General features: G+C 30.3%; 10 protein-coding genes and 1 pseudogene. All 11 read left to right on the top strand.

The window, feature by feature from the left end; translation table 11 throughout:
* Positions 1-483: 483 nt before the first annotated feature.
* Positions 484-1,578: a glycosyltransferase family 4 protein gene (locus tag ACPWSR_RS04165; protein ID WP_426350446.1), complete on the top strand. Its 1,095-nt coding sequence runs from the start codon at positions 484-486 to the stop codon at positions 1,576-1,578.
* A gap of 42 nt (positions 1,579-1,620) precedes the next feature.
* Positions 1,621-2,988 (top strand): nucleotide sugar dehydrogenase, encoded by a 1,368-nt coding sequence (locus tag ACPWSR_RS04160; protein WP_426350445.1) that lies wholly within the window; start codon positions 1,621-1,623, stop codon positions 2,986-2,988.
* Position 2,989: 1 nt separating this feature from the next.
* Entirely contained in the window at positions 2,990-3,964 is a 975-nt protein-coding gene (locus ACPWSR_RS04155) for an SDR family oxidoreductase (RefSeq protein WP_426350444.1), read from the top strand.
* On the top strand, positions 3,964-5,334 hold the full coding sequence (locus tag ACPWSR_RS04150) for a phenylacetate--CoA ligase family protein (RefSeq protein WP_426350443.1): 1,371 nt from the start codon (positions 3,964-3,966) through the stop codon (positions 5,332-5,334). The genes ACPWSR_RS04155 and ACPWSR_RS04150 overlap by 1 nt, the downstream gene beginning before the upstream one ends.
* 15 nt (positions 5,335-5,349) lie before the next feature.
* A complete protein-coding gene (locus ACPWSR_RS04145) occupies positions 5,350-6,678 on the top strand; it encodes a glycosyltransferase (RefSeq protein ID WP_426350442.1) in 1,329 nt (442 codons plus the stop codon).
* 1,095 nt (positions 6,679-7,773) lie between these two features.
* The gene (locus tag ACPWSR_RS04140; protein ID WP_426350441.1) at positions 7,774-8,976 is read left to right on the top strand and encodes a glycosyltransferase; all 1,203 of its coding nucleotides are present in this window, start codon (positions 7,774-7,776) and stop codon (positions 8,974-8,976) included.
* 4 nt (positions 8,977-8,980) lie between these two features.
* Positions 8,981-10,300 carry an O-antigen ligase family protein gene (locus ACPWSR_RS04135; RefSeq protein ID WP_426350440.1) on the top strand — a complete coding sequence of 440 codons (1,320 nt, stop codon included), beginning with the start codon at positions 8,981-8,983 and terminating at the stop codon, positions 10,298-10,300.
* Positions 10,301-10,316: 16 nt separating this feature from the next.
* Complete coding sequence (locus ACPWSR_RS04130) at positions 10,317-11,498, top strand: glycosyltransferase family 4 protein (protein WP_426350439.1); 1,182 nt, start codon at positions 10,317-10,319, stop codon at positions 11,496-11,498.
* A gap of 242 nt (positions 11,499-11,740) precedes the next feature.
* A complete protein-coding gene (locus ACPWSR_RS04125; protein ID WP_426350438.1) occupies positions 11,741-13,312 on the top strand; it encodes an oligosaccharide flippase family protein in 1,572 nt (523 codons plus the stop codon).
* Positions 13,305-14,350, top strand: a pseudogene (locus tag ACPWSR_RS04120) (polysaccharide biosynthesis protein). The gene ACPWSR_RS04125 and the pseudogene ACPWSR_RS04120 overlap by 8 nt, the downstream one beginning before the upstream one ends.
* Positions 14,351-14,373: 23 nt before the next feature.
* Positions 14,374-15,483, top strand: coding sequence for a capsular polysaccharide biosynthesis protein CapF (locus ACPWSR_RS04115; protein ID WP_426350437.1), 1,110 nt, complete (start codon positions 14,374-14,376; stop codon positions 15,481-15,483).

The following is a 15,483-nucleotide window of genomic DNA, read 5'->3' as shown; positions in this document are numbered from 1 at the left end:
CAACCTATTATCGGAAAGTTAGGTGAATCATTTAAGTATAAATGTAATTTACATTTCTTTGTAACTATAGGAGATAACAGTACAAGCAAAAATTTCAAGGAGAAATAAAATCAAAGGTACGTCTATTATGATATTATTTCATCCAAGTTCTATTATTGGAACTGAAATTGAAATAGAGAGTAAATCTATTGTTATGGTAGGAGAGTGATTAACAGTTCAAGTAAAATTGGTAAGGGGTGTATTATTAATACCAGTTGTAGTTTGGATCACGATAATGTGATAGAAGATTATGTTCATATCTCTCCAGGTGCTAAACTGGCTTGAGCAGTTAGGATTTGTAAGAGAAGCTGGATATGGATTGAAAGTGTTGTAGCAATAACATTAATATATACGGTGGTAGCAGAATCGGTGCAGGGGCTCTAGTGGTTAAGGATATAACTGAACCTGGAACCTATGTTGGTGTCTCGGTGAGGAGAGTAGATAATGGCGAATGTTCTAATATTAGCAAATAATGATACGGGATTATATAAATTTAGAAGAGAGTTAATAGAGGAGTTATTAAGTCAAGGGAATAGTATTTATATCTCACTTCCTAATGGGGATTTCGTTCAGTCATTAATTGATATGGGATGCATATATATAGATACTTGTATTGATAGAAGAGGAATAAATCCTATTACAGATTTAATGCTTCTTAAAAAATATTTTAAGATTATTAAGAGTATTAAACCAGATATAGTTATTACTTATACTATTAAACCAAACGTTTATGGGGGGATAGTATGTAGAATCACTAAAACACCCTATATAGCAAATATCACTGGTTTAGGTACAGCAATTGAAAATCACGGGATATTACAGAAACTTACATTGTTCTTATATAAACTGGGTATTAAGAAAGCAAACTGTGTTTTCTTTCAAAATAAAGATAATCTAAAAAGATTTAAAGATAACGGAATTGTAGGCGATAATATTCGCCAGGTTCCAGGCTCAGGGGTAAATCTTATTCAGCATAGATTTGAAGAGTATCCACCTGATAATAAAATACACAAGTTCTTGTTTATTGGACGTATTATGAGAGATAAAGGAATAAATGAATTGCTTGAATCAGCAAAAACAATTAAGTATAGATACTCTAACGTACAATTTGATTTAGTAGGTGGAATTGAAGAAGAGTATAAAGAGATATTAAGCAATTATGAGAATAATGGAGTTATTATATATCATGGTAAACAAAATGATGTCCATTCATTTATTAAAGAATCAAACGCTACAATTCTTCCATCATATCATGAAGGCGTTTCGAATGCTTTACTTGAATCGGCTTCTTCTGGTAGACCTATTTTAGCTTCAAGAGTGGCAGGGTGTCTAGAAACCTTTGATGAAGAGATAACAGGTCTAGGATTTGAAGTTAAGAATTCTGATTCCTTAACAGAAACTATTATTAAATTTATTAATCTACCATATGATAAAAAGAAATTAATGGGTATAAACGGAAGAAAAAAGATGGAAATTGAATTTGATAGACGTATAGTAATTGAAGCTTATATTGAAGAAATTTATAAAGCTTTAACATGAATAATAATATTTTAAGAAAATTATTAATGGGAGATTTTGATAATGGATTTATATCAAAGAATTATAAATAAACAAGAAAAAATATCTTTAGTTGGTCTTGGATATGTAGGAATGCCAATAGCAGTAGCTTTTGCTAATAAAGTAAAAGTATTAGGTTTTGACGTTAACAAAGAAAAAATCAATCTTTATAAATCGGGAATTGACCCAACAAAAGAAGTTGGAGATATAGCGATAAAAAATACAAAAGTAGAATTTACTTCTGATGAGACTAAGTTAAGGGAAGCAAAGTTTCATATAATAGCTGTACCGACCCCAGTGAATACAGATCATACTCCGGATCTTAGACCTATTGAGTCTGCAAGCAGGACTTTAGGAAGAAATTTAACTAAAGGCTCTATAGTTGTATATGAGTCAACCGTTTATCCGGGAGTTACAGAGGATATTTGCGTACCGATCCTGGAAATTGAATCAGGTTTGACATGTGGTATTGATTTTAAGGTTGGATATTCACCAGAACGTATTAATCCCGGTGATAAGGTTCATAGATTAGAAACTATAGTGAAGATTGTTTCAGGAATGGATGAAGAAACACTGGATACAGTAGCTAAGGTTTATGAACTAGTAGTAGAAGCAGGGGTTCATAGAGCAGCTAGTATTAAAGTAGCGGAAGCAGCTAAAGTTATAGAAAACTCACAAAGAGATATAAATATAGCGTTTATGAACGAGCTGTCAATAATTTTTAATAGGATGGGAATTGATACTCAGGCTGTTCTTGAAGCCGCAGGAACAAAGTGGAACTTTCTTAAATTTTATCCAGGTTTGGTAGGAGGTCACTGTATAGGAGTAGATCCGTATTATTTAACATATAAAGCTGAGGAGATGGGATATCATTCTCAAATTATTCTCTCTGGTAGAAAGATTAATGATGATATGGGAAAGTATGTGGCTGAAAATACAGTGAAGAAAATGATAAAAGCTAATAAGCAAGTTAATGGAGCTAAGGTAGCCATCTTTGGGATGACTTTTAAAGAAAACTGTCCTGATGTTAGAAATACTAAAGTAATTGATATCATTAAGGAATTAGAGCAGTACGGAGTGGAGGTTAGAGTTATAGACCCAGTAGCAGATAAAGAAGAGTTGTGGCACGAGTATAAGATTCACCCATGTAAACCCGAAGAAGTAAAAGGCATAGATGCCGTAATATTTGCTGTTTCTCATGATGAGTTTAAGAATATGAAACTAGATAATATTAAGGAATTATTCAAATCCGAGAGTGAAGTTATAGATGAAGTTGCAGCTGTAAGTAAAGAAGCACGTTATGTAGAAAATAAATGTGTTTTGATAGATGTAAAAGGATTGTTCAATAAAAACGAGGCTGAAAATCTGGGCTACCTATATTGGAGGTTATAACATGGGATATAAAAATATAAAGTTTCCAGAAGGAAGCAAGTTTTTAGTAACAGGGGCTGCAGGTTTTATTGGGTCGAATCTAGTAGAAGCTATTTTAGATCTAGGATATAAAGTAAGGGCTTTAGATAATTTTTCAACGGGTAAAAGAGAAAATGTTGATTTGTTTATTAAACATCCTAATTTTGAATTCATTGAGGGTGATATAAGGGATTTAGATACTTGCACTAAAGCTTGTAATGGTATTAATTATGTTCTTCATCAAGCTGCGTGGGGAAGTGTACCAAGAAGTATTGAGATGCCTTTGTTATATGAAGATATAAATATTAAAGGTACTTTAAATATGATGGAAGCAGCTAGAAGAAATGGAGTTGAAAAATTCGTATATGCTTCAAGTTCATCAGTATATGGTGATGAGCCTAATCTTCCTAAAAAAGAGGGGCGAGAAGGAAATTTACTCTCTCCATATGCTCTTACTAAGAAGGTAGATGAGGAATATGGGAAGTTGTATACGAAACTCTATGGATTAGATACTTACGGTATGAGGTATTTTAATGTGTTTGGTAGAAGACAAGACCCACATGGAGCTTATGCTGCTGTAATTCCTAAATTTATTAAGCAGTTACTTAATAATGAGATTCCTACGATTAATGGTGATGGAAAGCAGAGTAGAGATTTCACATATATTGAGAATGTGATTGAAGCTAATCTTAAGGCATGTTTGGCATCTCATGAGGCAGCAGGGAATGCATATAACATTGCTTATGGCGGTAGAGAGTATTTAATTGATATCTATAATAATCTTTGTAAGGCTTTGGATAAAGATATTCAACCTATTTTTGGACCGGATAGAACAGGAGATATTAAACATAGCAATGCAGACATAAATAAAGCACAAGAAATGATTGGATATTTACCAAGTTGGAGCTTTGAAATGGGAATTAAGGCAGCAATAGAGTGGTATAGGGAGAACTTGTGATGGGAATATTAGAAAAAATTTATGATAAATCACCTATATTTGTTCAAAATCTAATGGTTTCAGTTTCTGGTTTCCAAAGAAATAAGAGTAGATACGGTGCAGTATACTACGATTATTTAGCTTTTTTACGAAGGTTTGACAATCTTACGATGAAGGAAAAAATAGAATATCAGCAAAAAGAATTAATAAATTTTATTAAATATGCTTGTGATAAGAGTCCTTTTTATAGTGATTTATATAAAGACATTAACCTAAATCAAATACAGACTGTAGATGATCTAAAAAAATTGCCTATTATTGACAAAGAAATGCTGCGTAGTAATATCGAGAGAGTAAATACTATTTCACGAAAAGTAGCTGTGGAAGGTCATACAGGTGGTACAACGGGGAAATCACTTGTAGTGTTATTTACACCAGAAGATATGATGAAGCGAATGGCAATGTTAGATCATTTTAAGTCAAGAGTTGGGTTTAAACACTTAAAGATGAAAAGAGCAACTTTTAATGGAAAACATATAATACCACCGAAACAAATAACGAAAGTTTTTTGGAGATATAATGCTGCATGTAAACAAATGATTTATTCTTCATTTCACCTTACAGAACAGAATATGAAGTATTATGTCAATAGCTTGAATCGATTTAAACCTCAAGCAATAGATGGGTTCTTTATGTCAATGTGTGATATTGCTAGTTTTATTGAAAGGCATAATATCAAGCTTGAGTTTACTCCTATTGCAATATTTCCTACATCTGAAACGTTAACTCAAAGTGGCAGGGAGCTATTAGAAAGAGTTTTTAAATGTAAAGTTTATGATCAGTATGCTTCTAGTGAAGGTGCACCTTTTGTTACAGAATGTAAAGATCAAGTTTTGCATATGGAGTTAGCTTCAGGAGTTTTTGAGCATTTTGAAGAAGGTAATGACGAAGTTCTTGTGACAAGCTTCACAACGCATGGTACACCATTAATAAGATATAGAATTGGTGATGCAATGAAGTTTGATTGCTTTAATGCTAAATGCAGCTGTGGATTAGAGAAGCCTATCGTCAAAGAGATTCAAGGCAGAAAATTGGATTTCTTATATACTGCTGATGGTGCAAAGGTTAATGGTGGTAATGTAGCTAATTTGTTTAAAAATATGCCTAATGCTCTTATAAGGGCCCAGACTGTACAAGAAAAGATGGATGAAATAAGAATATATCTTGAAATTGACCAAGATAGATATAAGAAAGAATATGATGAATTGTTAAAAGATGAATTTAAGCATAAATTTGGAGAAAAAACTAATGTTATTATCGAACATGTTGATGAGATTAGCAGAGAAAAGAGTGGAAAGTTTAGAATGATAATAAATTGTGTGGAAAGCTAGAAGAGTGTGTATATTATGAGAATATTAATAATAAGTAGAAGTCCATGGGATGAAACTAACAGTTTAGGAAACACTTTATCAAATTTATTTTCAAGTGTGCAGAAAGAAAACTTAGCAAACTTATATTTTAGATCAGCTAAACCATCGAATAAAATTTGTATGAAATATTTTTCAATTACTGATTCGGAAGTTCTAAAGTCAGTTGCTATACGTAATTTGGATATCGGCACTTATTTCGAAATGGATATAAACGATGATAAAAATAACACTATTTCGCAAAAACAAGTTCAGTCAGATGAACAAATCTATAGTTACTTTAGGAGAAAAAAATCTAAATATGCATTGTTATTACAAGAGATTCTATGGGATTATGGAAAGTGGAATAGCTTAAAACTTAATAAGTTTTTGGAAGACTTTCAACCTGAAATTATCTTCGCACCGGCTTTTTCTACATCATATACTCATAGAATATTATGGTATGTAAAAGAAAAAACCAATGCTAAAATTGCTTTATTTCATGCTGATGATTATATGTCAATTAGTAAAAATAGTAATTTATTAAATAGATTGTATGAGAAAAAGAGGATTAAGTCCGTTACTAAAAGTACATTGATGGCGGATATTAATTATTGTATATCAGTTAAGCAACAAGAGGAATATCAGAAGAAAATAGGTAAAGAGATGAAATTACTGTATAAAGGAGCAGATTTTTCTGTAAAGCCATTTTATAGAGCGCCAAGTAAAGAATCTCCGATAAAAATTATTTATATTGGGTCAATTCTATATGGTAGATGGAAAACTCTTTCACTTTTAGCAAAAGCAATTCAAAGGATTAATTGCGAAACTAGACATTTTGAGTTATCGATTTATTCACAATATGAGCCTACGAAGCAAATGGAAGAACAAATGATTATAAATGGAGATACTAAATTTATGGGCAAAATTCCTGCTAGCAAAATAAAGGATGCTTATAGAAAGTCGGATATTGTTCTTCATTTAGAATCGTTTGAAGATATAGAAAAACAAAAAACGAGATTATCATTTTCTACTAAGATAGTGGATTGCCTTAATAGTGGAAGAGCAGTTATGGCTATCGGTTGGGAAGATGCAGCGAGTATAGACTATCTTATAAAGAATGATGCAGCTTTAATTGCTAATTGCGAAAACAAAATTTATGATCTACTACAAAAGATTAAAACAAATAATGATATTTTAGAAGAGTATGCAAATAAAGCTTGGAATTGTGGAAAAAGAAATCATCAAATTAATGAGATTCAGAAGAAGTTATATCAAGACCTTAAGTTAATGATAGATGAAGATAAGAATGAAAATCATACAAATTAGTATTATTAATGGTATGTGTATCATAGGTTAAACAAACAAGGTATTACCGGATTTTCTTAATGGATGATTACTATAAAGGATTATCGCTAATTCTGATGGGGTTGTCCGTCAAAGAGAAGTTGAAATAGACAACCTCTTAGATAAAAAATATATGGATTATTATAAAGAGTTATTAAATAATAGGATTATTTTTCAATAACTCGTACCTGTAAATTATTGAGTTGAATAAACAATACTCAGTCTAAATTTGTTCAACTAATAAAACTTTATGTTAATTATATTAATTTAGAGATATCTTTGTTTTATCTTGATGAAAATGATATCCCAATAATTTTAGCACTTTATGATTGATTGTTTTATACTAATAAATGTACTCATTATGCTTTGGATAGATGTTACAAAAAGATGTACATGGAAGTCGCCTGCAATCGAAAAAAAGATCATAGTAGATGTTTTTTTACTTATACAATGTTGTAAGGTAAAATGGAGTGGGTTTGTAATATTCCTAGATTTATAGCAGTCTGTGTATAAACTGAATAACTATTAAGAATATGAGGTCTATACTATCATCAGCAAGGTTGATAACTAGAATTTATAAGCGGATTGACTTAGAATATTATAAATCCTTAAATTGTTAAAGTAATAAAACGGAATTCAGAGGTAGTACGATGAGTATAATAAGAAGACCATTTGAAGCAAATGTCTAAACCGTTTGATAATGCATAGCAGGTACTAATCGGCCATGTGGCAAAAGGAACGTAGAATCTATGCCTGCTTTAGAGCAGGGTGACTAGTATTAGAACAGTAAGTAGAAAGATGGAGGAACATAAGGATATGCTAAGATGGTTAGATTTTTTTGTAAAATGAAAATACATTTTAACCGTTGTAGTAATTAACTAGCATAAATAGGATAGTAATGAAAAATTATGCTATTGTTGTCTAATCAAAAAAATATTAATTTGAGTGAGGTTAGATAGATATTGGTAAAAAATATAATAACTACTATTAGATATAGTGACTGTGTGGGAAACTTAGTAATCAGATATTATAAATAAAAAATATACATATAGAGTTGAAGAATTTAAGGAGTAAAGCATGAAAATTGTTCAGATTAATTCTGTTTGTAGTGTTGGAAGTACTGGCAGGATTGCGGTAAACTTAAGTAAAAAGATGGTGGAAAATAATATTGAAAATTACATAATATATGGAATAGGATATAGTGATTACTCTTTAGGAATTAAAATCGGAAATAACTTTAACATAAAAACACACCAATTACATACTAGATTATTAGGATGGCATGGCTATGCCTCGAAACTTGCGACTAAACAGTTAATACAGGAGCTAGATCGTATTAAACCTGATATAGTACATCTTCACAATATTCATGGGTTTTATGTAAATATTGAGCTTTTGTTTAAATATTTGTCTAGAATTGACAAGCCTGTGGTGTGGACCTTACATGATTGCTGGTCCTTTACAGGGCATTGTGTTCATTTCGATTATATAGGTTGTGATAGGTGGAAAACAGGATGCTATGATTGCCCTCAAATAGATTCTTATCCAACTAGTTGGTTTTTTGATAGATCAAAAGAGCAATGGGAAAAGAAAAAGTCATTAATTACTTCTGTAAATAATTTATGTATTGTGACACCTTCACAATGGTTAGCGAGCTTAGTAAAGCAATCATTCTTAAATAAATATGATATTAAGGTTATTAATAATGGAATAGATACTGAACTTTTTAGACCACGTAATAATAACTTTAGGGAAGAAAATGAATTAAGCAATAAACATATTATACTTGGTGTTGCTAGTTCCTGGAGTAGTCGTAAAGGGTTAACCGATTTTTTTAAACTTGAAGAAAAACTTGATGAAAATTACAAAATTGTATTAGTGGGTCTAACAGAAAGACAGAAAGAACAATTACCTAGAAATATTATGGGGATTACTCGAACTCATAATATCCAAGATTTAGCAGATTTATATTCATCTGCAAATGTATTTGTTAATCCTACATGGGAAGATACTTTTCCTACAGTAAATCTTGAAGCTCTTGCATGTGGATTACCTGTAATTACATATAATACCGGAGGAAGTAATGAATGTGTTAGTGAAAAAACTGGACTTGTAGTTAATAAAGGTGATATTAATGGGTTAATGAGTGCAATTAATACTATAAAGAATAATAAAAAAAAGGATTATTCTACAAACTGTGTAAAAAGAGCAAGCGATTTATATGACATGAATAAAAAGTATGAAGAATATATAAGTTTGTATAGGAATATCAAGGGGTAATCAAATGAATAAAGGCAATAGTAGAATTGAAATTAAAAATCGTCGTTTATACTTTTTTCCAGTTATATCAACAATACTGTATTTCATATATCATACTTTTGGAATAACCATTTTTATGTATATAGGGTTGTTTGCAATGCTTGTTCCGGTGTTATTGTATCCTACTAAGGATTTAATTTTGATGGTTATGTTCTATATACCAAATATTAGAATGTTCCTTTTTGTAAATAGCGGACAGAGTACAGTTGGTATTTTGCTTCTAGCAACTTTTATAATGTTATTGATAAAAGAAAATAAAAAAATATTTATAAATAAAACACTAATGCTGGGGTTAATTTTATTTTTACTTAACTGTATTTTAACTTTTTATTTAACTAATAGTTTTTCATTATTTACATCATTAATTAGATATATTATTGACATAATATTATTTGTTTATGTAGTATCACAAAATGATAAAATTTATGATTTATACAATCAGATAAAAGCTTCATTTATTTTTGGATGTCTTGTAATGATAGCTACTGCATATGCTTATAATGCAATAAAGGGTATAGATGTATTTTCGACTATTTTTTCGTCTATCGGAAATGATAGGAATTATTATTCGACAACCATTGCTTTTGCGGTTTCAGTTTTAATTATAGATTTAGTTATAAGTAATACTCCAAAAATTTATAATGTGCTAATTGCTATTGTTTTGGCTATTGCAGGAGCTATGTCATTGTCAAGAACTTATATTATTGCATCAATTGTCAATATTGTTGCACTAATATTTATAATGATAAAAAAATCAAGATTAACTGTGTCAAAAAAAATTCTATTATTAATTGGTATTGTATTAGCGATTACTATTTTTTCGGATTTAATAAATAATTTATATGTTCGTATAGCTCTTAGATTTGAAGCAGAGAGTATGGCAACTGGAAACGGGAGATTAATTATTTGGAATTTCTATATTACAAAAACATTTGAAAGTGTTAAAAATGCATTATTTGGTTTAGGAAACTTCTACAATTTAATGAATGAGGGGTTAATAAATCAAACTCATCACAATGTGTTAGTTGAGACAGTTTCTACTTTTGGCTTGTTTGGCGCCACATCAAATATATTGCTATATATAATTATTTATAAGCAAATAAAAGGTAACGAGAAGATCAAAAAATATGTTTTTTCTTTCTTTCCATTAATAACACTATTAATTGGATATTTTAGTCTTTCTGCCATGTTTTCTGATAATTTTGTTTTGTGTATGATGTTTTCTTTCTTAATAATTAATGTATACAGTAAACAGAATCGTGTAAATGTTAAAGAGTATGCTTAAGGGGAAGGTATTAATTATGAGAATTACATTTTATTCCAACTTTCTAAATCATCATCAATTGCCATTTTGTAAAGCGATGGTTAATTTAATTGGAGAGGGATTCACATTTGTAGCAACAGAGCCTATTAAAAAAGAACGACTAATGATGGGGTATGCAGATATAAATAAAGAATATTCTTTTGTGCTAAGAACTTATGATGGTGAAAATGAATACAAAAAGGCCCGATTACTTGCTTTAGAGAGCGATGTAGTAATTCTAGGATCTGCACCTAATGAGTATATAGATATTCGTATTAAGCAAGATAAACTAACATTTAAATATGCAGAGCGTTTTTTCAAAAGAGGTACATATCGTCGATTTATTCCTACAACGAGGAAAAAAATTGTAGATGGATATGTGAAGTATAAAAAAAATAATCTTTATATTCTGTCAGCTAGCGCTTTTACATCTTATGATTTATCGTTATGTGGCTTTCCAGAAAATAAATGTTTGAAATGGGGATACTTTCCTGAAGCAAAAAAGCAGAATTTAGATGATTTGTTTAAGAAAAAGTCTCATGATGTTTTAAAATTTCTTTGGGTTGGGCGTTTAATTGATATCAAAAGAACAAAAGATGCAATAGAGATTGCAAAAAAAATAAAGAAAGATGGTTATTCATTTTCCTTAGATATAATTGGAAATGGTAATTGTGAAGAAAGCTTAAAATGTCTAGTTAATAAGTACGGGTTATCTGATTGTGTGAAGTTTCTAGGTTCGATGTCGCCAGAAAAAGTTAGAGAAAATATGGAGTCAGCAAATATATTCTTGTTTACTAGTAATTTTCAAGAAGGTTGGGGTGCGGTATTAAATGAAGCCATGAATAGTGGATGTGCTGTAGTAGCTAGTCATGCAATTGGGTCTGTACCTTATCTTTTGGAAAATGGAAAAAATGGTTTAATTTATAGGTATGGTGATATTGATGACTTCTATAATAAGGTTAAATATATAATGGATAATCCTCAAAAGCGACGGATGTATGGAGAAAGTGCATATTATACACTTATTAATAGTTGGAATGCTAATGTTGCGGCGGAACGGTTATTGAATATATCTAAAGAATTATTAAATAGCAAGTCAATTAAGTTTTATGATTATGGTCCATGCAGTGCATCCAATATTATAAATAATAAATGGTTTAATGAACTAAGAAATTTATAAATCATTAATGATTGGTGAAATAGAAATCTTGGCTTAGATTAATATTTTAAAATTATGGTTAGTGATGGAAATTGTAGTGTAGTAGATTTAACATAAGTTAGAAATATACAGACTGTAAAATGTAGCATAATTGAACTTTCACTCTTGCTAATAAATCATTAGATTATAATTTAGCGCTAGCTGGGTGCCTGAAAAATAGTGAAAAGGTTGTTTAAGAATCCAAAGAATTATGGAGATGCAAAATGCAAGAAAAAATAGATACTAAAATAGATACTAAAATAGATTCAACAAAGCAAATAAGATATGGTGCTATTATGTCCTATATAGCTATTTTCTTTAATATAGCTACAGGGCTTATATATACTCCTTGGATGGTTCAACAAATCGGTCAATCAGAATATGGTCTTTATTCATTAGCAGTTACTCTTATAAGTTTTTTTACCATAGATTTTGGTCTTGGGGAAGCTGTATCACGTTTTCTTTCAAAATATAATGCTGAGAATAATGAGAAGAAGAAAAAAGATTTTTTAGGTATAACTTTTAAGATATATATATTTATTGATATTTTTATTTTCATATTCCTATTAGCAATTATAATATTTGCAGATGTTATATATGCAGAATTAACATCAATGGAGCTAATGAAATTTCGTATAGTATTTTGTATAGCTGCTTTGTATAGCGTAGCCTCATTTCCTTTTATGCCATTAAATGGCATTCTAATTTCAAATGAGCGATTTTCTTTTCAAAAGTTAGCTGATCTTATGAATAAAATAATTACAGTCATAACTATGGTTATAGTATTACTTTTGGGATATAAGCTATATTCTTTAGTAATTGTTAATGCAATTTCAGGTATTATAACAATAGTATTGAAACTAATATATATATATAAAAATAATTTAATAGAAATAAATTTTAAAATAAAAGATAATGAGTTATTGAAAGAGATATTAAACTTCTCTGTTTGGACGGCAGTTATAGCAATAGCACAGAGGTTTATATTAAATATTACCCCCACCGTTTTAGGTGCTTTGGCTGGGAGTATACAAATTTCTTTATTTTCAGTTGCTATGACAATAGAAGGTTATATTTGGACATTTGCTAATGCGCTGAATGGTCTTTTTTTGCCTAAAGTAACAAAGATGACTGTAAAAAATGATAATTCAGTGGAGATTGAAAATCTAATGATAAAAGTAGGGAGAATTCAGTTATTTTTAGTAGGTCTATTGATTGTTGGTTTTTTAACAATGGGTAAAGAGTTTATGGCTTTGTGGATGGGAGAAAATTTTTTAGATTCTTACTATGTAGCTGTATTGCTTATTATGCCTTGTATAATTACACTTACTCAACAAATAGGAAATACAGCTCTTGTAGCGCTTAATGAGATGAAATTTAGAGCATTAGGCCATATTGCAACAGCTGTCATAAGTTTTGTGCTTTCGACGTTGTTTTCTCAAAAATATGGAGCTATAGGTTCTAGCCTTGCAATTTTTCTTGGCAATATTATAGGTCAGGTAATAGGGATGAATATTGTATATTATAAAATTTTGAGAATAAATTTAGTTAGATTTTTTAAAGAATGTCATTTGAAAATGATTATTCCTTTGACAGTAACGATTTGTATAGGACTGTTATTACAATATTTATTTCCTTCTGTAAGTTTAATCTCATTTACGATTAAAGTATTAGCTATAAGTATTATTTATCTAGTACTCATGTGGAATTTTGCACTAAATAAGTATGAGAAAGGATTATTTGGTGATTTATTTAATAAAATATTTGAATTAGTAAGGAGGAAAACAAATGTTTGAAAATAAAACCTTGTTAATAACAGGTGGTACAGGCTCTTTTGGAAACGCTGTAATGAACAGATTTTTAAATACAGATATAAAAGAAATTCGGATATTCTCTAGAGATGAGAAGAAACAAGATGATATGAGAAAGCTTTATCATAATGATAAACTTAAATTTTACATTGGTGATGTTAGGGATATTGCAAGTGTTAAGAATGCAATGCATGGTGTAGATTATATATTTCATGCTGCAGCACTTAAACAGGTTCCTTCATGTGAATTCTTTCCTTTAGAAGCAGTGAAAACTAATGTTATTGGAACGGATAATGTCCTTACTGCTGCAATAGAGTATGATGTTAAAAAGGTTATCTGTTTGTCTACTGATAAAGCAGCATATCCTATCAATGCTATGGGGATATCTAAGGCTATGATGGAAAAAGTATTTGTTTCAAAAACAAAAACTGTGGACCCAGAGAAAACAGTTATTTGTGGTACTAGATATGGAAATGTTATGGCATCAAGGGGGTCAGTGATTCCGTTATTCATAGAGCAAATAAAAAATGGACAACCCTTGACTGTAACGGATCCTGGAATGACAAGATTTTTAATGAGCCTTGAAGAGGCTGTTGAGCTAGTTGTATTTGCTTTTAATAATGCAGAGGCTGGGGATATTATGGTACAGAAGTCACCAGCATCTACTATCGGAGATTTAGCTAAGGCTGTTAAAGAGTTATTTAATGTTGATAACGAGATAAAGATTATTGGTACAAGACATGGAGAAAAAAGATATGAAACACTTCTTACAAAAGAAGAGTATGTTGTTGCAGAGGATATGGGGGGGTTCTACAGAGTACCGGCTGATAAAGAGATCTTAACTATGATAAGTATTTTGTAGATGGTGATAGAAAGTTATCTTCTCAAGAGGAGTATAACTCAGACAATACAGAAAGATTGAATATAGAACAGATTAAAGAAAAATTACTGGCGTTAGATTATGTTAAAAAAGAATTAGAATATTGGAATGTAAAAAATGAAGCAGCTACTAGTAAGATGTAGTTTAAGAAAGGCTTGGTGACAATATGAAGATACTAATCACTGGTGCAAAAGGATTTATAGGAAAAAATCTAATTGCTGAGCTTAAGAATAGAAAATATTTAGATATACTTGAATATGATATTGATACTAACCAATTATTATTAGAGGAATATTGTCAGGAAGCAGATTTTATTTTTCATTTAGCTGGTGTTAACAGACCAAAGGAACAATCTGAATATATGGAAGGAAACTTTGGATTTACATCTATATTATTAGATAAGCTTAAAGAACATAAAAATAACTGCCCTATTATGATATCTTCATCTATCCAGGCTGAACAAGATAATCCTTATGGGAAGAGCAAAAAGGCTGGAGAGGATTTAATGTTTAGTTACGGAAAAGATACCGGAGCTAAAATACTTGTTTATAGGTTTCCTAATGTATTTGGGAAGTGGTGTAGACCAAATTATAATAGTGCTGTAGCTACTTTTTGTAATAATATTGCCCGTAATATCCCCATTACTGTTAATGATCCAAGTGTGGTTATGAATCTAGTTTATATAGATGATGTGGTAGAAGAACTAATAAATGCACTTACTGGTAAGGAAAATAAAGATGGTGATTTTTGTGTAGTCCCTATGGTGCATACCATAACTTTAGGTGAGATTGTTGATTTAATATATTCTTTCAAAAAAAGTCGTGACCAACTATCAATACCTAATGTGTCTGATAACTTTACAAAAAAGCTTTATAGCACATATTTGAGTTATCTTCCTGAAGATAATTTTAGTTATAAACTTAAGATGAATGTTGATAATAGAGGGTCATTCACTGAGTTTATTAAGACATCTGAAAGAGGACAGGTTTCAATTAACATATCGAAACCTGGAATAACCAAGGGAAATCACTGGCATCATACAAAGAATGAAAAGTTTCTTGTAGTGAGTGGAAAGGGAGTTATTCGTTTTAGAAAAATTGACTCAGATAAGGTAATTGAATATTATGTTAGCGGAGATAAGCTGGAAGTAGTAGATATACCAACAGGATATACACATAATATTGAAAATTTAGGAGAAACAGATATGGTTACAGTAATGTGGGCAAATGAACAGTTTGACACTGAAAAGCCTGATACGTATTATTTGGAGGTTTAG

Source organism: Alloiococcus sp. CFN-8 (assembly GCF_049943125.1).
Classification (GTDB): Bacteria; Bacillota; Clostridia; order Clostridiales; family Clostridiaceae; genus JAEXZL01.
This window is presented reverse-complemented; position numbering and strand designations above follow the sequence as displayed.